The 18,896-nt window shown below is 71.5% G+C and carries 18 protein-coding genes; 11 read left to right on the top strand and 7 right to left on the bottom strand.

The genetic code is table 11. From position 1 onward, the window contains the following. Positions 1 to 10: 10 nt before the first annotated feature. On the top strand, positions 11 to 616 hold the full coding sequence (locus HNR22_RS23940; protein ID WP_179782222.1) for an NUDIX domain-containing protein: 606 nt from the start codon (positions 11 to 13) through the stop codon (positions 614 to 616). Here HNR22_RS23940 and HNR22_RS23935 read toward each other — a convergent pair. Beyond that, entirely contained in the window at positions 585 to 1,676 is a 1,092-nt protein-coding gene (locus tag HNR22_RS23935) for a mannose-1-phosphate guanylyltransferase (protein ID WP_179782221.1), read from the bottom strand. The two genes, HNR22_RS23940 and HNR22_RS23935, sit on opposite strands and share 32 nt — an antisense overlap. A 63-nt stretch (positions 1,677 to 1,739) precedes the next feature. Beyond that, positions 1,740 to 2,885, bottom strand: coding sequence for a glycosyltransferase (locus HNR22_RS23930; RefSeq protein WP_179782220.1), 1,146 nt, complete (start codon positions 2,883 to 2,885; stop codon positions 1,740 to 1,742). 152 nt (positions 2,886 to 3,037) lie between these two features. Between HNR22_RS23930 and HNR22_RS23925 the strand changes: the two genes are divergently transcribed. Continuing rightward, positions 3,038 to 3,727 (top strand): TIGR03089 family protein, encoded by a 690-nt coding sequence (locus HNR22_RS23925; RefSeq protein ID WP_179782219.1) that lies wholly within the window; start codon positions 3,038 to 3,040, stop codon positions 3,725 to 3,727. Positions 3,728 to 3,899: 172 nt separating this feature from the next. Here the strand turns inward: HNR22_RS23925 and HNR22_RS23920 are convergent, their stop codons facing one another. Further along, the gene (locus HNR22_RS23920) at positions 3,900 to 5,909 is read right to left on the bottom strand and encodes an acetoacetate--CoA ligase (RefSeq protein WP_179782218.1); all 2,010 of its coding nucleotides are present in this window, start codon (positions 5,907 to 5,909) and stop codon (positions 3,900 to 3,902) included. Positions 5,910 to 6,051: 142 nt separating this feature from the next. Further along, positions 6,052 to 6,570, bottom strand: a complete 519-nt coding sequence (locus tag HNR22_RS23915) for an acyl-CoA thioesterase (RefSeq protein ID WP_179782217.1) — start codon at positions 6,568 to 6,570, stop codon at positions 6,052 to 6,054. Positions 6,571 to 6,593: 23 nt separating this feature from the next. On the opposite strand from HNR22_RS23915, the gene HNR22_RS23910 reads away from it, so the two are divergent. Beyond that, positions 6,594 to 7,265 (top strand): hypothetical protein, encoded by a 672-nt coding sequence (locus HNR22_RS23910; protein WP_179782216.1) that lies wholly within the window; start codon positions 6,594 to 6,596, stop codon positions 7,263 to 7,265. A gap of 53 nt (positions 7,266 to 7,318) precedes the next feature. Here the strand turns inward: HNR22_RS23910 and HNR22_RS23905 are convergent, their stop codons facing one another. Next, positions 7,319 to 8,617: a multidrug effflux MFS transporter gene (locus HNR22_RS23905; protein WP_425488113.1), complete on the bottom strand. Its 1,299-nt coding sequence runs from the start codon at positions 8,615 to 8,617 to the stop codon at positions 7,319 to 7,321. A 321-nt stretch (positions 8,618 to 8,938) separates the two neighbouring features. On the opposite strand from HNR22_RS23905, the gene HNR22_RS23900 reads away from it, so the two are divergent. The 6 genes from HNR22_RS23900 (at position 8,939) to HNR22_RS23875 (ending at position 14,966) form a co-directional block, all read left to right on the top strand. Continuing rightward, positions 8,939 to 9,493: an RNA polymerase sigma factor gene (locus HNR22_RS23900; protein ID WP_343059940.1), complete on the top strand. Its 555-nt coding sequence runs from the start codon at positions 8,939 to 8,941 to the stop codon at positions 9,491 to 9,493. Next, positions 9,490 to 10,287: a cupin domain-containing protein gene (locus tag HNR22_RS23895; protein ID WP_179782215.1), complete on the top strand. Its 798-nt coding sequence runs from the start codon at positions 9,490 to 9,492 to the stop codon at positions 10,285 to 10,287. The genes HNR22_RS23900 and HNR22_RS23895 overlap by 4 nt, the downstream gene beginning before the upstream one ends. Before the next feature lie 34 nt (positions 10,288 to 10,321). Next, the gene (locus HNR22_RS23890) at positions 10,322 to 11,122 is read left to right on the top strand and encodes an ABC transporter ATP-binding protein (protein WP_179783700.1); all 801 of its coding nucleotides are present in this window, start codon (positions 10,322 to 10,324) and stop codon (positions 11,120 to 11,122) included. Continuing rightward, entirely contained in the window at positions 11,119 to 12,504 is a 1,386-nt protein-coding gene (locus tag HNR22_RS23885; RefSeq protein ID WP_179782214.1) for a hypothetical protein, read from the top strand. Before HNR22_RS23890 ends, HNR22_RS23885 begins: the two co-directional genes overlap by 4 nt. Further along, positions 12,501 to 13,115: a hypothetical protein gene (locus HNR22_RS23880; RefSeq protein WP_179782213.1), complete on the top strand. Its 615-nt coding sequence runs from the start codon at positions 12,501 to 12,503 to the stop codon at positions 13,113 to 13,115. The genes HNR22_RS23885 and HNR22_RS23880 overlap by 4 nt, the downstream gene beginning before the upstream one ends. 222 nt (positions 13,116 to 13,337) lie before the next feature. Further along, positions 13,338 to 14,966, top strand: a complete 1,629-nt coding sequence (locus HNR22_RS23875; RefSeq protein WP_246382674.1) for a GAF domain-containing sensor histidine kinase — start codon at positions 13,338 to 13,340, stop codon at positions 14,964 to 14,966. Positions 14,967 to 14,969: 3 nt separating this feature from the next. Here HNR22_RS23875 and HNR22_RS23870 read toward each other — a convergent pair whose 3' ends face one another. Next, positions 14,970 to 15,608, bottom strand: a complete 639-nt coding sequence (locus tag HNR22_RS23870) for a response regulator (protein WP_088946276.1) — start codon at positions 15,606 to 15,608, stop codon at positions 14,970 to 14,972. A gap of 189 nt (positions 15,609 to 15,797) precedes the next feature. Here HNR22_RS23870 and HNR22_RS23865 point away from each other — a divergent pair, with 189 nt between their 5' ends. Both HNR22_RS23865 and HNR22_RS23860 read left to right on the top strand, forming a co-directional pair. Further along, positions 15,798 to 16,766, top strand: coding sequence for an Acg family FMN-binding oxidoreductase (locus tag HNR22_RS23865; RefSeq protein ID WP_218906655.1), 969 nt, complete (start codon positions 15,798 to 15,800; stop codon positions 16,764 to 16,766). Positions 16,767 to 16,949: 183 nt separating this feature from the next. Beyond that, positions 16,950 to 17,543 carry a DoxX family membrane protein gene (locus HNR22_RS23860; RefSeq protein WP_179782211.1) on the top strand — a complete coding sequence of 198 codons (594 nt, stop codon included), beginning with the start codon at positions 16,950 to 16,952 and terminating at the stop codon, positions 17,541 to 17,543. Positions 17,544 to 17,624: 81 nt separating this feature from the next. On the opposite strand, the gene HNR22_RS23855 is transcribed toward HNR22_RS23860, so the two are convergent. After that, positions 17,625 to 18,794, bottom strand: coding sequence for an acyl-CoA dehydrogenase family protein (locus HNR22_RS23855; RefSeq protein WP_179782210.1), 1,170 nt, complete (start codon positions 18,792 to 18,794; stop codon positions 17,625 to 17,627). Positions 18,795 to 18,896 lie beyond the last annotated feature (102 nt).

Here is an 18,896-nt window from a genome sequence, read left to right as displayed (position 1 = left end):
CAGTGACGGGGTGCCCGACACCACGATCACAGGACCCACCGCTTTCGAGACGTACGCCGCGCTGCACGCCGATGCCACCGCCCTGCTCGAAGGCTGGCAGCCCACCAGCCCGGACGCGGCCGTCGCGCGGGACCGGACACTCCGCCTGCTCGGCGCCGGCCCGGTCGCGATGAGTCGGCAGCACCGACCCGGGCACATCACCGCGAGCACGCTGGTGCTGGACGCCACCGGCTCGCGGGTGCTGCTCTGCCTGCACGGCAAGTTCGGGCGTTGGGTGCAGCTCGGCGGGCACTGTGAGCCGACCGATGAGACCCTGGTCGCCGCCGCGCTCCGCGAGGCCACCGAGGAGTCCGGGATCGCCGGCCTGCGCATCGACCCGGTGCCCATCGACGTGGACGTGCACCAGGTGCAGTGTCAGGGCGGGTCCCTGCACCACGACGTCCGGTTCGCCGTGCTGGCCCCGCCCGCCGCGGTGGAGCAGGTCAGCGACGAGGCCGAGGAGCTGGGCTGGTTCCCGCCGGACCAGCTGCCCGAGCCGCTGGCCGGCGGGACCGTGCAACTCGTCGCGCCGGCCCTCGCAGCCCTCAGACGTAGCCCTCTTCGCCTCGCTCCTTGAGCTCGTCGACCAGGGCCTTGACATCCTGGGCCCGGTCGCGGGGGCAGACCATGACCGCGTCCGGGGTGTCCACCACGATGAGGTCGCGCAACCCGAGGACGGCCACCAATCGCCCCGACTGCGGCACGACCACCATGTTGGCGCTGTCGCGCAGCAGCACACCCGGCTTGGCGTCGGTGCCGAGCACCACGTTGCCCGCGTCGTCGGTCGGCAGCACCTCACCCAGGGTGTGGAAGTCGCCGACGTCGTTCCAGCCGAAGTCGCCCGGCACTGTCGCGACGCGACCCGCCGTGGCCGCGCCCTCCATCACCGCGTAGTCCACGGAGATCTTCGGCAGGGTCGGCCAGATCGCACCGAGAACCTCGTCCTGCTCGGGGGTGCCCCAGGCGGCGGCGATCGCGGCCACACCGGCGTGCAGCGCCGGCTGCTGGCGGGCCAGCTCGGCGAGGAAGACGTCCACCCGCCACACGAACATGCTCGCGTTCCACAGGTACCGGCCCGAACGGACGTACGCCTCGGCGACCTCGGCGCCCGGCTTCTCCTTGAACTCGGCCACCGGCCGCCACGGCGTGCCGTCGGTCACCTCGCCGGTCTCCAGGTAGCCGTAGCCGGTCTCCGCCCGCGTGGGGGTGATCCCGACGGTCATCAGCATGCCCTGCTCGGCCCCGCGAACCGCCTCCTGGACCGTGCGGACCCAGCTCTCCGGGTCGCGGATCAGGTGGTCGGCGGCGAAGCTGCCCATCACCGCGTCCTGGTCGCGTACCGCGATCACCGCAGCGGCCAACGCGATCGCCGCGCAGGAATCCCGGGGGGAGGGCTCGACCAGGATGTTTTCCTCCGGCAGACCGGTCAGCTGCCGAGCCACCGCCGCGACGTGCGCGGCACCGGTGACCACAAGGGTCCGATCCGGTGTGGTCAGCGGGGCGAGCCGTTCCACGGTCGCCTGGAGCAGCGAGGCGCTGGTGCCGGTGAGCGGGTGGAGGAACTTGGGGTGGCCGGCGCGGGACAACGGCCACAACCGCGTGCCGCTGCCACCTGCTGGAATGACCGCATAAAGCATCCGCACATCATGCCCGACGGACCTGCCGGAAGTGGCATGGGTCACCAGCCGGGCCCCGGAGGGTCAGGAACTGGCGCGACTCCAGGCGGCGATGTGCACCTCGGCGCTGGACTCCCAGGTGAACTCCTTCGCCCGGTCGAACCCCGCCTTCGCCAGCGACAGCCGCCGCTGCTCGTCGTCGAGAAGGGCGGCCAGGTCGGTGGCGATCTGCTCCGGGTCCTCGGAGGTGTAGGCGACCGCGTCGCCGCCCACCTCGGGCAGTGAGAGCCGGGGAGTGGTCAGCACCGGGGCGGCGCACGCCATCGCCTCCAGGATCGGCAGCCCGAAACCCTCGCCGTAGGACGGGTAGGCGGCGACCAGCGCGCCACCGAGGAAGCCAGGCAGGTCGCCGTAGCGCAGGTAGCCGGGGCGCAGCAGGCGCAGGTGCGACGGGACCTCGGCGACAGCGCGGTCGATGTCGTCGTCGTGCCCCTGACCACCGGCGATCACCAGGGCCGGCGGGTCGACGCGGTCGGCCACCGCACGCGCCCAACCACGGATCAGGTTGGGGACGTTCTTCCGTGGCTCCTTGGCCCCGAGGAACGCGACGTAGCTGCTGTTGCCCAGCCCCAGCCGGGCCCGCACGCGGGCCTTCTCCTCCTCGGTGGGCGCGTGGAAGGCAGCCTGGTCGACACCGTGGTAGGCCACGTCGATGCGTGTCGGGTCGGCGTCGAGCAGCCGGATCAGCTCGTCCCGCGTGGCCTTGCTGGGCACGATCACCCGGTTGGCGCGGCGCAGCGAGGTCTTGATGGCACTGCGGAAGAACGTGCGGCGGGACTTGTCGTAATGCTCCGGCTCGGTGAAGAACGTCGCGTCGTGCACGGTGACCGTGACCGGGCACCCGGCCCGCAGCGGGCAGGTGTAGAAGGGCGAGTGCAGCACGTGCGCGCCCACCTGCTGCGCGAGCAGCGGCAGGCCGGTCTGCTCCCACGCGAGCCGGGCCGGGCGGTGCGCCACGGCGGCCGGAGCGGGGATGATCTCCGCGCCGGGCAGCATCCGGGTGTAACGCTCCAGGTCGGTGCGGAGACTGACCACCGCCAGCTCCACCCCCGACCCGCACACCTTGCCGAGGGCTCCGAGCAGACCGTCGACGTATCGACCGACACCACCACGGTCGGCGGGGACACTCGTGGCGTCGATGAGCACGCGGGGCGGGCGACCGGCGGTCACGGGGCGACTCCTTGCACTGGCGTCTGTGGGGAAAAACACTCCGGGGGTCAAGCCTACGCCGGGGCGCGGCAGCGGCGCTGACTGCGACCCGACGGTACGCCGACTTGTCATCGTCAACGAGTACGGCCGGCGGCGGCGTATCGTTCGCGCCGATGGCCGACAACATTGCCCGGGTGTTCGCCGACGCGATCGCGACCGACCCGACCAGACCGCTGCTCACCTGGTACGACGATGCCAGTGGTGACCGCACCGAACTTTCCGGCACCACCCTGGCGAACTGGGTGGCGAAGACCGCCAATCTCCTCGTCGACGAGGTCGGCCTCGCCGCGGGCACCCCGGCCGGCGTGCTACTGCCGCCGCACTGGCAGACCGCGGCGGTGCTGCTGGGTTGCTGGTCGGCCAAGTTGAACGTGGTGGACACACCGGGTGACGTGGACGTGCTCTTCGCCGCCGCCGACCGACTCGACGAGGCGCAGTCCTGGTCCGCCGACGAGCGCTACGCCCTCGCGCTGGCCCCGCTCGCCGCCCCGCTACGGCAGGTGCCGCCCGGGTTCGCCGACTACGTGGTGGAGGTACGCCGACACGGCGACCACTTCACCCCGCAGCCCGGTCCGGGCCCCGCCGACGCGCGACTGCTGACCCGTGCCGAGGCCCGTGCTGCAGAGTTGGGCATCGAGCCCGGCGCGCGGGTCCTGGTCGACGCCACCCGCCACCCCGACCCGGTCGACTGGCTGCTGGCCCCGCTGACCCGGGCCGCCACCGTGGTCCTCTGCGCCAACCTCGACAAGGCTCGGTTGCCCAGCCGCCAGGCCACCGAAAAGGTCACCCAAACCCTCCCGTAACCACCCCGCCCCGGCCCCGGCCCCGGTTGATTGGGGTCGATCATGGAGTTGTGGTGGGCAGTTGATACGCCGATGCCGGTTTTGTGGGGCACCACAACTCCATGATCGACGCGAGCGGGGGGCGGGCCGGGGGCGAGCGGGGCGGGCCGGGGGCGGGCGGGGGGAGGAGCTGTCAGGCGGGCGTGTTGTCTTTTGCTCGGCGTTGGGCCAGGGCTGCGAAGGCCGTCAGGGACTCGGGGTTGGCCAGGGCACCCTTGGCCGCGGCCTGGTCGACCGGGACGCCGGTGAGGATCTTCTTGACCGGCACCTCCAGCTTCTTCGCCGACAGGGTGCGGGGCACCGAGCGCACCTGGTGGATCTCGTCGGGCACGTGCCGGGGTGAGAGCGCGGTACGCAGTTCGCGACAGATCTTCGCGCGCATCGGGTCGTCCAGCTCCAGGCCCTCGGCCAGCACCACGAAGAGCAGCAGCTCACCGGCGCCGCCCTCGTCGTCCTCCAAGTGCACGACGACCGAGTCGAGCACCTCGTCGAGCCCCTCGACCACCGAGTAGAACTCGGCGGTGCCCAGCCGCACCCCACCGCGGTTGAGCGTGGCGTCGGAGCGGCCGGTGATCACGCAGCCGCCCCGCTCGTTGATGGTGATCCAGTCGCCGTGCCGCCAGACGCCCGGATAGACGTCGAAGTACGCCTCGCGGTAGCGGGTGCCGTCCGGGTCGTTCCAGAAGCCCACCGGCATGCTCGGCATCGGTTCGGTGATCACCAGCTCACCCAGCTCGCCGATGACCGGGGTGCCGTCGGCGGAGCGGGCCTCCACCTTGGCGCCCAACGCACGGCAGGCGATCTCACCGGCGTACACCGGCAGCAGCGGCACGCCGCCGACGAACCCGGTGCACACGTCGGTGCCGCCGGAGAGCGACTGGAGCTGGAGGTGGTCGCCCACCGTCTCGTACACCCATTCGAAGCCCTCCGCGGGCAGCGGCGCACCGGTGGAACCCACACCGCGCAGCGCCGACAGGTCGGCGACGTCCCGGGGCACCAGCCCGGCCTTGCGGCAGGCCAGCAGGAACGGCGCGGAGGTGCCGAAGTACGTGGTGCCGGTCTCCGCCGCCAGCCGCCACAGCCCACCCAGGTCGGGCTCGGCCGGCCGACCGGGCTCCGCCCGGACCGCCGGGTTGCCGTCGAAGAGCACGATGGTCGCGCCCACCGCCGGCCCGGAGACCAGGAAGTTCCACATCATCCAGCCGGTGGTGGTGAACCAGAAGAACCGGTCGGCCGGGCCCAGGTCGTGGTGCAGGGCGAGCATCTTCAGGTGTTCCAGCAGGATGCCGCCGTGGCCGTGCACGATCGGCTTGGGCAACCCGGTCGTGCCCGAGGAGTAGAGCACGTACAGCGGGTGGTCGAACGGCACCGGCGTGAACGTCAACGGCTCGTCGGTGGGCGCGGCCAGCTCCGCCCAACCCAGCACGCCCTCGGGCACGGGGCCGGTCGGGTCGAGGTAGCCGATGCTGACGGTGTGCCGCAGCGACGGCAGGGCCGCCCGGATCGCGGCGACCTCGGCGCGGCGGTCAACCGGCTTGTCGCCGTAGCGGTAACCGTCCACGGCGACCAGCACCGTCGGCTCGATCTGCTGCCACCGGTCGGTGACACTGCGGGTGCCGAACTCGGGCGCGCAGGACGAGAAGATCGCACCCAGGCTGGCGGTGGCCAGCAGCAGGACGTACGTCTCAGGAATGTTCGGGGCGTACGCCGCCACCCGGTCACCGGCGGTGACGCCGAGCCGGCGCAGCCCGGCCGACACCCGGCGGACCTGCTCGCGCAACTCCCCGGCGGTCAGCGTGACGGGCACTCGGGTCTGCCCGTGCGCGATCACCACCGGGTCGTCGTCGACCCGCCCCGGCATTCGCAACACGTTCTCGGCGTAGTTGAGCGTGGCCCCGGGGAACCAGCGGGCGCCGGGCATCCCCCGCTCGGCCAGGGTCGCGGTCGGCGGGGTGTGCGCGACCACCTCGAAGTGGTCCCAGATCGAACGCCAGAACCCGTCCAGGTCGGTGGTCGACCAGCGCCACAACGCGTCGTAGTCGGCGAAGTCCAGCCCGCGGTGTTCCCGCAGCCAGCGCAGGTAGCCGCCGATCCGGGAATGCTCGCGTACGTCCGCCGGCGGCGCCCACAGCATGTCACCCACTGCTTCACCCTCCCCTGGCCCGGCACGACATTGTGAATGGGCCGTGGCGCCATCTTGCCCTACCTCGAAGCGCCATTCTGCGCACCGGGTGCGCCCACCGACGCGTGCCCACCCCACACTGCACCCACCCACCTCATGTGGGTCAGCCCGCGCGGTGTGCCTGGATGGCGCGACGGCGGGCGAGGCGGTGGGCCCGGCGGATCTCCGCCTCCTTGTACCGACGCTCGTCCTCCGCCGTCTCCGGCAGCACCGGGCGGACCATCCGCGGAGCCCCGCCCACGTCCACACCGACGAACACCAGGTACGCGGTGGCCACCCGAACCGCCGCGTCCTCGGCCGAGTCCCACCGTTCGGCGACCACCCGTACGCCCACCTCCATCGAGGTCTGGCCGGTCCAGTTCACCTGGGCGTGGGCGTGCACGAGGTCGCCGACCCGGACCGCCTCGGAGAAGACGATCTCGTCGATCGCCGCGGTGACCGCCGTTCCGCCGCTGTGCCGGGCCGCGGCGGCACCCGCCACGTCGTCGACGAACTTCATCAGAACCCCACCGTGCACGGTGCCGTACAGGTTCACGTCCACGGCAGTCATGATCTTGCTCAGCGTGACGCGCGAGTACGACGTCGGCTTGCCGATCGGAGCGGCGGAGAGGTGCTCAGTCATGTCGAAAACGGTACGGTGCGCGGATGCGACATCTCTGGAGCTTCCTCGCCGGGCTGGTGGTGGCGCCCATCACCTGGGTGCTGGTCACACTCGGGCAGGACGGGTCGAGCCGGACAGTCGACCGCTGGGTGGAGACCGGCACGTTCAACACCGCGAACCTGATCGAGCCGGCCGTGTACCTCGCCGTCGGCGGAGTCCTGCTGGGCCTGATCGGCACGCTGCGCTTCTCGCCGCTGGGCCCGCTGGTGGCCGGGTTGCTGCTGGTCACGCCGTACGTCGGGATGTTCGTGGCGCCCTTCGCGGTGCGGGACGCGATCCCGCACGAGTGGAAGATGCTCGGCGATCCGTTGCCGCTGCGGCTGCCGGTGGAGAACGGCACGCTTTTCGTGATCGGTCTGCTGCTGCTGATGGCGACCTTCAGCGGGCAGCGGTGGCGGCAGTGGCCACGCGCGGCGACCGAGCCGACCGCGACGCCGACCCCCGTGGCCGACGGAGGCCCCCGCAACGACGACTTCACACTGACCGACTGGCCGTCCCCCACGCCCGCTGAGCGCGACACCGCGCCCCTCACTCTCGGTTACCCGGCCTATTCGACACCGACCGAGCCGCTGCCGCGCCGGGTGGGCGGCGAGTCGCCCTGGTCCGCCCCGCCGCGCGGTCAGTCGCGCCCCGAGGACACCACCGAGATCCGCTGAAATCGTCGGGCGGGCCGGGTGACCGGCCCGCCCGCTGTCTGCCGAAACACGCCCTAGTGCAGCGCGACCGCGAGGTCCGGGTCGACAGTGCCCAGGCTGGCGCGGGGCACGACGAAAAGCATGACCAGCAGCGAGGCGGCCATGCCGCCCGCGATGACGATCGCCATCGGCACGCTCCCGGTGCCGAACAGGCCCGCCAGTGGCGCCGACAACGCACCGATGCCGAACTGCACGGCGCCGAGCAGCGCAGCGGCGGTGCCCGCTGCCTCGCTGTGCCGGCTCATGGCCAGCGCCGGGGCGTTCGGCATGGCCAGGCCGGTGGCGGCGAGGACGAGCCACAGCGACGCGAGCAGGGTGCCCAGACCACCGAAGCCGGTCGCGGCGAACATCACCAGCAGCAGCCCCGCCGCTGTGCCGGCGATCAGGGCGCTGACCAGGATCTGCTGCGGGGTGAAGCGGCGCAGCAGCCGGACGTTGAACTGGGTGGCCGCGATCAGGCCCACCGCGCCGGCCCCGAAGGCCAGGCCGAACTCCTGCTCGTCGAGGCCGTACTCCCGCTGGAGAACGAACGACGACCCGGAGACGTACGCGAACAGGGCCGCCATCGCCAGCCCGGCGACCAGCACCAGGCCGACGAACGCCCGGTCGTTGAGCAGCCCCCGGTAGTCGCGCATGGTGGCGCCGATCCCTCCGTGTCGCCGACGCGCCACCGGAAGGGTCTCCGGGAGCTTCAGCGCGGCCACGACGATCAGCAACGCGCCCAGCACCGCCAGCGCCGCGAAGACGCCCCGCCAGTCGGTCCAGCTCAGCAGGCCGCTGCCCAGGGTCGGCGCGAGGATGGGCGCCAGACCCATGACCAGCATCAGCCGGGAGAAGATCCGGGCGAAGGAGGCTCCGCTGAACAGGTCGCGGACGACGGCCGTGGCGACCACGGTGGCGGCCGCCACGCCAAGACCCTGGAGTACGCGCAGCGCGCCGAGCACGGCGATGTTGGGCGCGAAGACGCACAGCACGGAGGCCACGATGTGCGCGACCAGCCCGGCCAGCAGCGGTACGCGTCGTCCGACCACATCGGAGAGCGGCCCGATCAGCAACTGGCCCAACGCCAGGCCGACCAGCGTGCCGGTCAGGGTCAACTGCACCGCGGTCTCGGTGGTCTGCAACCCGGTGGTGATGGCGGGCAGCGCGGGCAGGTACATGTCGATGGTCAACGGCCCGATCGCGATCAACGCACCGAGCACGAGGACGAGTTGTGCCCGTTGACGATTGGTCATCAGGTCACCGGGCAGGACCTCCTCGGTGGGGTCTCCCACCTGGGTGCCGGGGCCGGTCTTGTCCACCAACTGCTTCATCATCTCGGTCTCTCTGCGGAAGCGGATGCGTCGTCACGTGCGGTGCTGGGGCGTCACCGCGTCCACAGATCTCGGCGGGCGCGGTGCGGGGTGCCCGCCCATGGAGGCGAGGAAGTGACGAGGCAGGGGTCGTGGTGGGGGTGGCCGGGTGCGGCGATCACCCGAAGGTGATTCTCTCGCTCGCCAACGCCCCGCAGGCGAACGACGTTCCCGGTGTGTGGGGTGTCACGCCGCGCCGGTCGGGCACGGACACGGCCGAAATGTGACGACGGCCACAGCCGGGACAGAACCGGAGCGGGGGTACGCGTCGTCTTGCCTGACGTGAGACGAAGTCTGGACGGATTCGACGAGGGCGAGCTGCTCCGCCGCGTCGGCCGGGGTGACCGGCGCGCGTTCGACGCGCTGTACCGGCGTACCGCCCCCTGGCTGACCACCCGACTGCGCCGGCGCTGCGCCGACGAGGACATGGTGGCCGAGGTGCTGCAGGAGACGTACCTGGCGGTCTGGCGCTCGGCCGGCAGTCAGGCGCAGTCCTCCTCCACCTCCGGCAGCGCCGTCGGCTGGCTGTGGACGATCGCCGCACACCGGCTGATCGACGCGTTCCGCCACCGGGCTCGACGTGAGCGCATCCCGTCGGTGCAGACCTTCGAGACCGTGGCCCCGGCCGCCGAGGACGAGGCACTGGCCGGCGGGATGGACGCCAACCTCGAACGGGCCCTGCACGCGCTACCCCCGGAGCTACGCCAGGTGCTCCGCGCGATGGTCCTCGACGGGTTGACCGCCCGGGAGACGTCGCTGCTGCTCGGCATGCCGGAGGGGACCGTGAAGACCCGCGCGCGACGAGCCCGCATCGCACTCCGGGAGGCGCTGTCATGACCACTCATCCCACACCCGCTCTCATCTCCCGGTACGCGTCGGGCGGCGTCGGCGTCGACGACGCGACCGTCTGGGCGGTGGAGGCACACCTGGAGGTCTGCGCCGAGTGCCGAGCGGTGCTGACCGGTGCTGTCGACCCGGGCACCCGAAACCTGCTGGACCGGGTGGCCGACGAGCTCGCCGCCGGGATCACCGCCGGCCCCGGCCCGGTGCGTCGTCGGCGGCTGCCGCGTACCGGGATCGCCGCACGGGTCCTGCCCTGGCTGGCCACCGCCGCCGGGCTGATGCTGGCCGCGGTGCTGTTCGAGAAGACCTTCGCCAGCCTGCCGTCACTGGTGCTGCTGATCGCGCCGGTCGCGCCGCTGGTGCCGGTTGCCGCCGTCTGGAGCCGGCGACTCGACCCGGCCTGGGAGCTGACGGCCACCACTGCGCGCACCGGCCTGCCGCTGCTGATGCGCCGCACGTTGGGGGTGCTGATCGCGGTCGTACCGGTGCTGGCCGTGGCTGGCTGGGGCACCGGGCACTCCGTCGGCCTCTGGTTGCTGCCGGCGCTGGGCTTCACCGCCGGGACGTTGGCGCTGGGCACGGTGGTGGGCGTCGACCGGGCCGCGGTCGCGCTTGCGGTCACCTGGTCCGCGGGCGTGGTGGCGCCGAGCCTGGCCGGCGGGCAGCTCCCGACCGTCCTCACGGGCAACAGCCTGCCCGGGTGGGCGGTCACCACCGTGGTGTTGACGGCCGTGCTGCTCGTACGGGCCCGACGACGGCCGCGGGAACTCAGCAGGACCTTCCGATGACGACACCGAGCCGGGACCGAATGGAGACCTCATGATGCGTACGGTCAGCGTGGCGGAGACCAGGCCGTCAACCCACCCGTGGGCGGTGCACGCCGAGAAGTTGCAGGTCCGGGCCGGCCGACACCTGGCGGTCAACGAGCTGGACCTGACGTTGGGCACCGGTGTGCACGGGCTGCTCGGCCCCAACGGCGCCGGCAAGACGACGTTGATGCGCGCGCTGGCCACGGTGGTCAAGCCGTCCGCCGGGCGACTGACCCTGCTCGGCGAGGACGTCACCGCCAGCGCGGACCTGCGCCGGGTACGACGTGGCCTGGGCTACCTGCCGCAGCACTTCGGTTTCTACCCGCGCTTCACGGTCCGGGAGTTCGTCGAGTATCTGGCCTGGCTCAAGGAGATGCCGAAGACGGTCATCCCCGCCGCGGTGCAGCGGGCCATCGAACGGGTCGGCCTGGCCGACCGCGCCGACTCCCGGATGAAGACGCTGTCCGGCGGGATGCTGCGCCGCGCCGGCATCGCCCAGGCGATCGTCAACGACCCGGAGGTGCTGCTGCTCGACGAGCCGACGGTCGGCCTGGACCCCGAGCAGCGCCTCGACTTCCGCGAGCTGTTGCGCGACATCGGTCTGGACAGCTGCGTACTCGTCTCCACCCACCTGGTCGAGGACGTCGCGGTGGCCTGCACCGACGTGGTGCTGGTCAGCGAGGGTCGGCTGGTGTGGCAGGGCAGCGCCGACGAACTGGCCCGGCAGGGCGGCACCGACGACGCCGGTGACAGCGCCACCGAACGCGGTTACTCGTCGCTGCTGCGCGCCCACCGTGGCCGGGTGTCGGCATGACCGGGCGAATCCTCCGCATCGAGCTGCGCCGTTCGGCTGCGCTGAGCATCGGCCTGCTGCCGTTGGTGACCGGCGCGGTGCTGCTGCTCACGTCCACCCAGTTCTTCGTCGGGCGGTGGATGCAACTGGCGATCTTCTCGCGGTCGATGCTCATGGTGGCAGTGCCATTCGCGCTGGCCGGCGGAGCGTGGCTGGGCCAGCGTGACGCGCGTTACCGGGTCAACGAGTTGTTCGCCAGCACCGTCCGGCCGCGCTGGCAGCGCGTCGTCCCGGCCGCCAGCGCGCTGGCCGTCGCGGTGGCGACCGCGTACGTCCTGGTGTTCCTCATCGCGGCCGGATGGGTGGTCCCGACGGCGGGATACTTCCCGGCCAGTGCGATCGTCGTCGCCGCGGTGGGCATCCCGGCGCTGGTCGCCGCTGGTTGGCTCGGCATGGCCGCCGGCCGCGCCGTGCCCCGGGTGGTCACCGCACCCATCCTCGCCGTGGTCGGCTTCGTCCTGGTGGGGTTGGTCCCGGATCTCGTCACGATGGCCCACACCGACGCGAGTTTCACCAGGGTCCGGCCGGAGCCGTCGGCGCTGCTGCTCGTACCGACCTTCAACGGCCTGGACGACTTCCAGACGATCGCGACCCGGGTCAGTCTGCTCCAGACGCTGTGGCTGGTGTCCCTCGCCGCGACCGGGCTGCTGCTGCTCGGCGCGGTCCGCCGCCGCGCCATCGCGTTCGCCGTGCTTCCGGCGGTGCTCGGCGGCGCGGTCGCCGTACCGCTCCTGCCCGTCGGCGGCACCCGCGGAGCGGCGGTCGTCGACCCGGTCGCCATCGAGCTGGTCTGCGACGACGACGGCCCGCAGGTCTGCGTGACACGGGCGCACGCCGTGTTGCTGCCCGACGTCGTCGGCACCGCCCGCCAGGCACTCGGAATGATGGCGGCGAAGCTGCCCAACGCACCCGTCCGGGCGGTGCAGTCCCGACAGATCGCCTACTGGGGAGGGGTGGGCGTGAGCACGACACCGACCCGGCACGCCGACGACACGATCGTCTTCGACGCGCCCGAGATCGACCCCGCCGGCCGCGCCGACCTGTCCGACGGCTACTTTCTGCCGTCGCTGCTCGAGGCCGCCTGGCGGCAGGACTGCGGTGACCAGGCGGAGCCCGACGAGGAATTCCTGGCCCGAACTGTCGCCACAGCCTGGCTGAGCGGCCAGCCGCCAACCCCGCAGCGCTGGTGGGAACCGGCGGACATCGAGCGGGTGCAGAGCGCCTACCAGGCGCTGGTGAGCTTGCCGCAGGCCGAGCAGCGAGATCGGATGGCGGCGGCCCGCACGGCGGCAATGGACTGTCGCAGCGACGGCCTCCTGGCGATCCTGGCGGAGAAGCCATGAGATGGCTGCGGCTGCACCTGCGGTCGCGCCGCGTCCCCCTCGCGCTCGGCAGCGCGACGGCGCTGATCACGCTGGCCTGGGTGTTGTCGCTGGTATACACGGACTCGACCACCATCAACGCCCGGACCGCGAGCCTCACCATCATGTTGGCGGTGGCCGCGTTCGGCGCCACCCTCAACGGCGCGGACGACGCCCTCGACCACACCGCGTCGGTCAACTGGCCGCTTCGACGTGCCGGTCACCTGCTCCTCGCCGGTGCCGCGATCACCGCCCTGCTGTCACTCAGCACGCTCACCGACGCGCGTTACGAGCCACTCGCCCTCGTGCTGCGCAACACCGCCGGCCTGCTCGGGCTGACCGCCCTCGGCACCGCCCTGGTCGGCGCCGCACTGTCGTGGATCGCCCCGCTGATCTGGACCCTCGTCGCGGTCCTGCCCGTCATGGGCCCCAGCGGGGACGTGCGGACGCAGGTCGCCAGTTGGCTCATCCAGCCCGCCGGCACCACCGCCGCCACCGTCTGCGCCACAGTGCTGGCGGTGACGGGCCTGCTGGCGTACGCGCTGCGGGGCGGCCCGCTGCGACCCGTCACCGAGACAGCCCCCGACCGGTGAACGAACCCGTCGGTTGTCCGGCACACCGGACCACGGGTGGCTGTTGCCCGGTCACCTGACCGGCGGTACACCGCGTCCGTTGGCTGCCCGTAGCATCAGGGGATGGATGCCTCGCACGTTGCTGACGACGGGCGCCACAGGTCCGAGGACGACCAGCGCGACGTCCCTCTGCTGGGGTTGAGTCCGCTGTCGCGGGTGCGTCTGGACGAGTTGCTGCAGGAGATGCTCGTACGGGTCGGCGAGGTCGTCACCAGTCGTGAGCGGCTGCGTGCTCTGCTCGACGCGGTGGTGGCGATCGGCTCCGACCTCGATCTGCGCACCACGTTGCACCGCATCGTCGAGGCCGCGTGTGAGCTGCTCGACGCCCGCTACGGCGCGCTCGGTGTGATCGGCCCGGACCGGCTCCTGACGGAGTTCATCACGCACGGCATCGACGCCGATCTGCATGCCCGGATCGGCGACCTGCCGCACGGTCGGGGTGTGCTCGGCCTGCTGATCGCCGACCCGCGGCCGGTGCGGATGCCGGACATCACGAAGCATCCCCAGTCATATGGTTTTCCACCGAACCATCCTCCGATGCACAGTTTCCTCGGCGCTCCGATCCGGATCCGGGATCAGGTCTTCGGCAACCTCTACCTCGCGGAGAAGCGGGGAGCCGCCGAGTTCACCGAGGACGACGAAGAGATCGCCGTCGCGTTGGCGGCCGCTGCCGGCGTCGCGATCGAGAACGCCCGGCTGTACGCCGTCGCCAACCGTCGTGAGCGTTGGCTGGCCGCCACCGCCGACATCACCAGTGTGCTGCTGGGCGAGGTCCGCCGCACCGACGCGCTGGGCCTCGTCGCCCGCCACGCCCGCGAGGTCGCGGACGCCGAACTGGTGCTGGTCCTGCTCTACGACGAGGAGGCCGGCCAGTTCACCATCGAGGTCGTCGACTCGATCGACGGCGCGGCTCCCCCGCTGGTCGGCACGGTGCTGCCGGCCGCCGAGACCACCTTCGCCGCCTCGGTGACGGACCGACGACACACGGTCGTCGAGAGTCTGGCCAAGGCGGCACCCTGGCTCGCACCGGTCACCGACGGCCCGGCCGTCGTGTCCCCGCTGTCGGCGGGCGAGACCCTGCACGGCGTCCTGGTCGTGGCGTACCCGGCCGGTCAGGTGCGGCAGAGCGACGACGACGTGCCACTGCTGGCCAGCTTTGCCGCGCAGGCGGCGCTCGCCATGGAGCGCGCCCGCGCTCAGGAGGAACGGGAACTCCTCGTCGTCCTGGAGGACCGTGAGCGGATCGCCCGTGACCTGCACGACGTGGTGATCCAGCGGCTGTTCGCCACCGGGCTGCAGTTGCAGAGCAGCGCGCCGCTGATCGCCCGGCCCGAGGTCAGCCAGCGGATCAACGCCGCAGTCGACGAGCTCGACTCCACGATCCGGGACATCCGGCGTGCCATCTTCGAACTACGGACCCCGATGAGCGCGGCCCTGCGGACCGAGATCCGCGACGCCGTGGACGCCGCCGCCAGTTCACTCAGGTTCCGGCCGGCACTCGAGATCTCCGGACCGATCGACAGTGCCGTGCCGGACGCCGTACGCCCGGACCTGCTCGCGGTGCTCCGGGAAGCGTTGTCCAACACGATCCGACACGCGCACGCGAGCCAGGTCAAGGTGCTGGTCCAGGTCAGCGGGCCAAGACTCACCCTCATTGTCGACGACGACGGGGTCGGCACGAGCCCCGACGCCGCCCGCGGTGGCCTGGTCAACCTGCGCGAGCGTGCCGCCGGCCTGGGTGGTGAATTCGCTGTGGAACCCGCGCAACCTCGCGGCACGCGCCTGTGCTGGAGCGTCCCGCTCGGCGACTGACCGTCAGGGGTGCGGGCGGAGGAGCCGGGTGGCCAACACCGCAGCCTGCGTACGCCGTTCCAGCCCCAGCTTCGCCAGCAGGCTCGACACGTAGTTCTTGACGGTCTTCTCCGCGAGGAACATCTTTCCGGCGATTTCCCGGTTGGTCAGCCCCTCGGCGACGTACCCGAGGATCCGGCGCTCCTGCTCGGTCAACATCTCCAGCTCGCGCGGCTGCTCGACGCCGTTGCGGATGCGCTCCAGCACCCGCTGGGTCACCGCCGGGTCGAGCAACGACTGGCCGGCCGCCACCCGGCGGACCCCGTCGACGAGGTCGGTGCCGCGGATCTGCTTGAGCACATATCCGTCGGCTCCCGCCATGATCGCCGCGAACAGCGCCTCGTCGTCTTCGTACGAGGTGAGGATCAGACCCCGGATCGACGAGTCGACGGTGCGAACGTCCCGGCACACGTCGATTCCACTGCCGTCGGGCAACCGTGCGTCGAGGATCGCCACGTCCGGCCGCAGTGCCGGGATGCGCGCCGTGGCCTCCCGTGCCGACCCTGACTCACCCACCACTTCGATGTCGCCGGCGGCGTGCAGCAGGTCGGTCAGACCACGGCGGACGACCTCGTGGTCGTCGAGGAGGAACACACGGATCATCCCCCCTTTCTACAGGTGCGGCTCCGGTGGACACAGGGCCGAAGGTCCCGTCACCCGCGGACGGGCAGGGACCGGGGGCCTGACGCCTCGGGACGTCCGGCCCTGCCGGTCCAGCCCGGCCACGGCAATGGTGAGAGCTGGGCCGGACCGAGCTGACCTGCATCTCTGTGCCGTGAAGGATGTGCCGCGATGATCAGCACCACGTTCACTCCTGCCGGGCTTCGCTCCGCCGTGGCCGCAGCGATTCGGGCGCCGTCGCTGCACAACAGTCAGCCCTGGCGTTTCCGGCTCTCCGACGGTGGCATCGAGGTGCGGATCGATCCGGACCGGCTGCCGCAGGTCAGTGATCCCAACCGCTGGGCGGCACGGCTCAGTTGTGGCGCCGCCGTGTTCAACCTTCGCCTGGCGCTCGCCGTCGCGGGCACTCCGGCGGAGGTCCGGCTCCGTCCGCATCCACATGATCTGGATACCGTGGCCCTGCTGGTCCCGGCGCGTCCACGGCCCGCCACTCCGGCCGAGCAGGACCTGTATTCCGCCATCTCCCGACGGCACAGCAACCGCAGGCCGTTCTGGCCGAACCCGGTAGCGGCGGACGCCCGGTGGCGTCTGATCGAGGCCGCCCGGGCCGAGGGGGCATGGCTGGAGATGGTCATTGGAGCGGGCGCGGTCCAGACGGTCGCCGAGATCGCCCGCAGCGCCAACCGGGTGCTGGAACGCGACTGTGCCTACCGGGCTGAGCTGACGCGGTGGATCCGTACCTCGCCCGCCGGTGACGGTATCCCGGTCGAGGCGGGCGGGCCGGTCCCCGAACCGCAGGACCTCCTTCCCCAACGGGCCTTCGGGGTACGCACCCGCGCCCCCGGCCGGGACTTCGAACCTGAACCACTCGTCGCTGTACTCGGTGTCCAGGGCGACAGCGCCACCGACCAGATCACCGCCGGCCAGGCGCTGCAACGCGTGCTCCTCACCGCCACCGACAGCCGCCTCGCCGTCTCCATGCTGTCCCAGCCCATCGAGGTGCCCCGAGCCCGCGAACAGCTGCGACTCGCCCTCGGCAGGTACGGCGCGCCTCAGATGGTCATGCGGATCGGGTACGGGCAACCAGGTGGGCCTTCCGCCCCTCGCCGCGGCGTCGACGAGACGATCGACCTCGCCTGACCGCAGGTCCCCGAGCCGCCCGGGTGTCACGTGTCGCTCGTGGGAGCAGGACAGAGGTCCCACCGGACAGGGATTTGGTCCCGTCGCATCGATGCCGTGTGGTCCTACTGGCGCCGCGCCGGTTGCCGTGAACTGTAGTTGAGCGCCGGCCGACCAAGGCTGGCAGCAAAGATGGAGGATGCCATGAACGCCATCGTCCCCCCGCGTCTCGACAGGACTCCCCGCAGCGCGTCGGGGACCGAGCCGGCGGCAGGCACCACCGGCACGCCGGCCACCGGTGGCGGTGCCACCGCCCGGACAGTGGCCAGGTACGCCTGGTTCGCCGCCCGGATCGGGATGGGCTTCACCTTCCTGTGGGCATTCGTCGACAAGCTGTTCGGCCTGGGCTACGCGACCCCGGACGGCAAGGGCTGGGTCGACGGCGGCCACCCCACGAAGGGCTTCCTCGCTGGAGCGGAAGGGCCCTTCGCCGGCTTCTACCACAACCTCGCCGGCACCGCGTTCGCCGACATCGCCTTCATGGTGGGCCTGGCCGCCATCGGCGTCGCCCTGCTGCTGGGCATCGGGATGCGAATCGCCGCCGGAGCCGGTGCGCTGATGCTCATCATGATGTACACCGTCGTGCTGCCTCCCACGACCAACCCGGTCATCGACGACCACCTCATCCTGGCCGTCCTGCTCATCGGGATCGCCGCCGCCGGAGCGGGCGCCACCTTCGGCCTCGGCCGCTGGTGGGCCAGCACTCCTCTGGTCCGGAGACTGCCCTGGCTCACGTAGTCGCCACATGACGAAGGCCGGCACCGCCTCGGCGGTGCCGGCCTTCGTCATGTCACGTCAGGAACCAGGCGGGAGAAGAACCTAGACGAGACCGTTGAGCAGCTGCCGTGCCATGACGATGCGCTGCACCTGGTTGGTGCCCTCGTAGATCTGGGTGATCTTGGCGTCGCGCATCATCCGCTCGACCGGGTAGTCCCGCGTGTAGCCGTAGCCGCCGAGCAGTTGCACCGCGTCGGTGGTGATCTCCATGGCGGCGTCCGAGGCGAAGCACTTGGCTGCCGCGCCGAAGTAGGTCAGATCCGCGTCGCCACGCTCCGACTTGCCGGCCGCCGCGTACGTGAGCTGCCGGGCCGCCTCCAGCTTCATGCCCATGTCGGCGAGCATGAACTGAATGCCCTGGAACTCGGCGACGGCCTTGCCGAACTGCCGGCGCTCGGCCACGTACCCCTTGGCGTAGTCGAGCGCGCCCTGCGCGATCCCGACGGCCTGCGCGGCGATGGTGACCCGGGTGTGGTCCAGGGTCTTCATGGCGGTCGCGAAGCCGGTGCCCTCCGCGCCGATGATCCGGTCGGCGGGGATCCGCACGTTGTCGAGGTAGACCTCACGGGTCGGCGAGCCCTTGATGCCGAGCTTCTTCTCCGGCGCGCCGAAGCTCACCCCGGCATCGGACTTCTCGACCACGAAGGCCGAGATGCCCCGGGACCGCGCGGACGGGTCGGTGACGGCGAAGACGGTGTAGAACTCCGACACGCCGGCGTTCGTGATCCAGCGCTTCACCCCGTTGAGCACCCAGTGATCCCCGTCACGTACCGCCCGGGTGGTCATCGACACCGCGTCGCTGCCCGCCTCCGGCTCGGAGAGGCAGTACGAGAACATGGCCTCACCCGCCGCCACCGGCGTCAGGTAGCGGCGCTTGAGCTCCTCGGAACCGGACAACAACAGTGGCATCGTGCCAAGTTTGTTCACCGCCGGGATCAGCGAGGAGGACGCGCACGCCCGGGCGACCTCCTCGATCACGATGGCGGTGGCCAGCGCGTCAGCGCCCGCGCCGCCGTACTCCTCGGGAATGTGCGGTGCGTGGAAGTCAGCCCCCCTCAGCGCGTCGTAGGACGCCTTGGGGAACTCTCCGGTCTCGTCGGCCTCGGCGGCGTGCGGCGCCACCTTCGCCGTGCAGACCTCCCGGACCGCGTCCCGGATCGCCACGTGCTCCTCGGGCAACCGGTAGACGTCGAACGACTCGCCTGCGGCCATGTCGGCCCCTCCCCTTCACCGCTATCATGCGCAGTCTGTGACGACTCCTGACCGCCGACCGCGCAGACTGAAGACTAGCGACTGCAGTTCAGGTGATGTTAC

The organism is Micromonospora jinlongensis (assembly GCF_013410645.1).
In the GTDB taxonomy this organism is placed as follows: domain Bacteria; phylum Actinomycetota; class Actinomycetes; order Mycobacteriales; family Micromonosporaceae; genus Micromonospora; species Micromonospora zamorensis.
The sequence above is the reverse complement of the archived record's forward strand: the minus strand, read 5'-3'. Positions and strand labels throughout refer to the sequence as shown.

Bases quoted from the DNA above. Each gene is read 5' to 3' on its own strand.
- HNR22_RS23935 (WP_179782221.1), bottom strand. From the start codon at position 1,676: ATGCTTTATGCGGTCATTCCAGCAGGTGGCAGCGGCACGCGGTTGTGG.
- HNR22_RS23925 (WP_179782219.1), top strand. From the start codon at position 3,038: ATGGCCGACAACATTGCCCGGGTGTTCGCCGACGCGATCGCGACCGAC.
- HNR22_RS23915 (WP_179782217.1), bottom strand. From the start codon at position 6,570: ATGACTGAGCACCTCTCCGCCGCTCCGATCGGCAAGCCGACGTCGTAC.
- HNR22_RS23910 (WP_179782216.1), top strand. From the start codon at position 6,594: ATGCGACATCTCTGGAGCTTCCTCGCCGGGCTGGTGGTGGCGCCCATC.
- HNR22_RS23905 (WP_425488113.1), bottom strand. From the start codon at position 8,617: ATGAAGCAGTTGGTGGACAAGACCGGCCCCGGCACCCAGGTGGGAGAC.
- HNR22_RS23895 (WP_179782215.1), top strand. From the start codon at position 9,490: ATGACCACTCATCCCACACCCGCTCTCATCTCCCGGTACGCGTCGGGC.
- HNR22_RS23890 (WP_179783700.1), top strand. From the start codon at position 10,322: ATGCGTACGGTCAGCGTGGCGGAGACCAGGCCGTCAACCCACCCGTGG.
- HNR22_RS23885 (WP_179782214.1), top strand. From the start codon at position 11,119: ATGACCGGGCGAATCCTCCGCATCGAGCTGCGCCGTTCGGCTGCGCTG.
- HNR22_RS23880 (WP_179782213.1), top strand. From the start codon at position 12,501: ATGAGATGGCTGCGGCTGCACCTGCGGTCGCGCCGCGTCCCCCTCGCG.
- HNR22_RS23875 (WP_246382674.1), top strand. From the start codon at position 13,338: ATGCTCGTACGGGTCGGCGAGGTCGTCACCAGTCGTGAGCGGCTGCGT.
- HNR22_RS23870 (WP_088946276.1), bottom strand. From the start codon at position 15,608: ATGATCCGTGTGTTCCTCCTCGACGACCACGAGGTCGTCCGCCGTGGT.
- HNR22_RS23865 (WP_218906655.1), top strand. From the start codon at position 15,798: ATGATCAGCACCACGTTCACTCCTGCCGGGCTTCGCTCCGCCGTGGCC.
- HNR22_RS23860 (WP_179782211.1), top strand. From the start codon at position 16,950: ATGAACGCCATCGTCCCCCCGCGTCTCGACAGGACTCCCCGCAGCGCG.
- HNR22_RS23855 (WP_179782210.1), bottom strand. From the start codon at position 18,794: ATGGCCGCAGGCGAGTCGTTCGACGTCTACCGGTTGCCCGAGGAGCAC.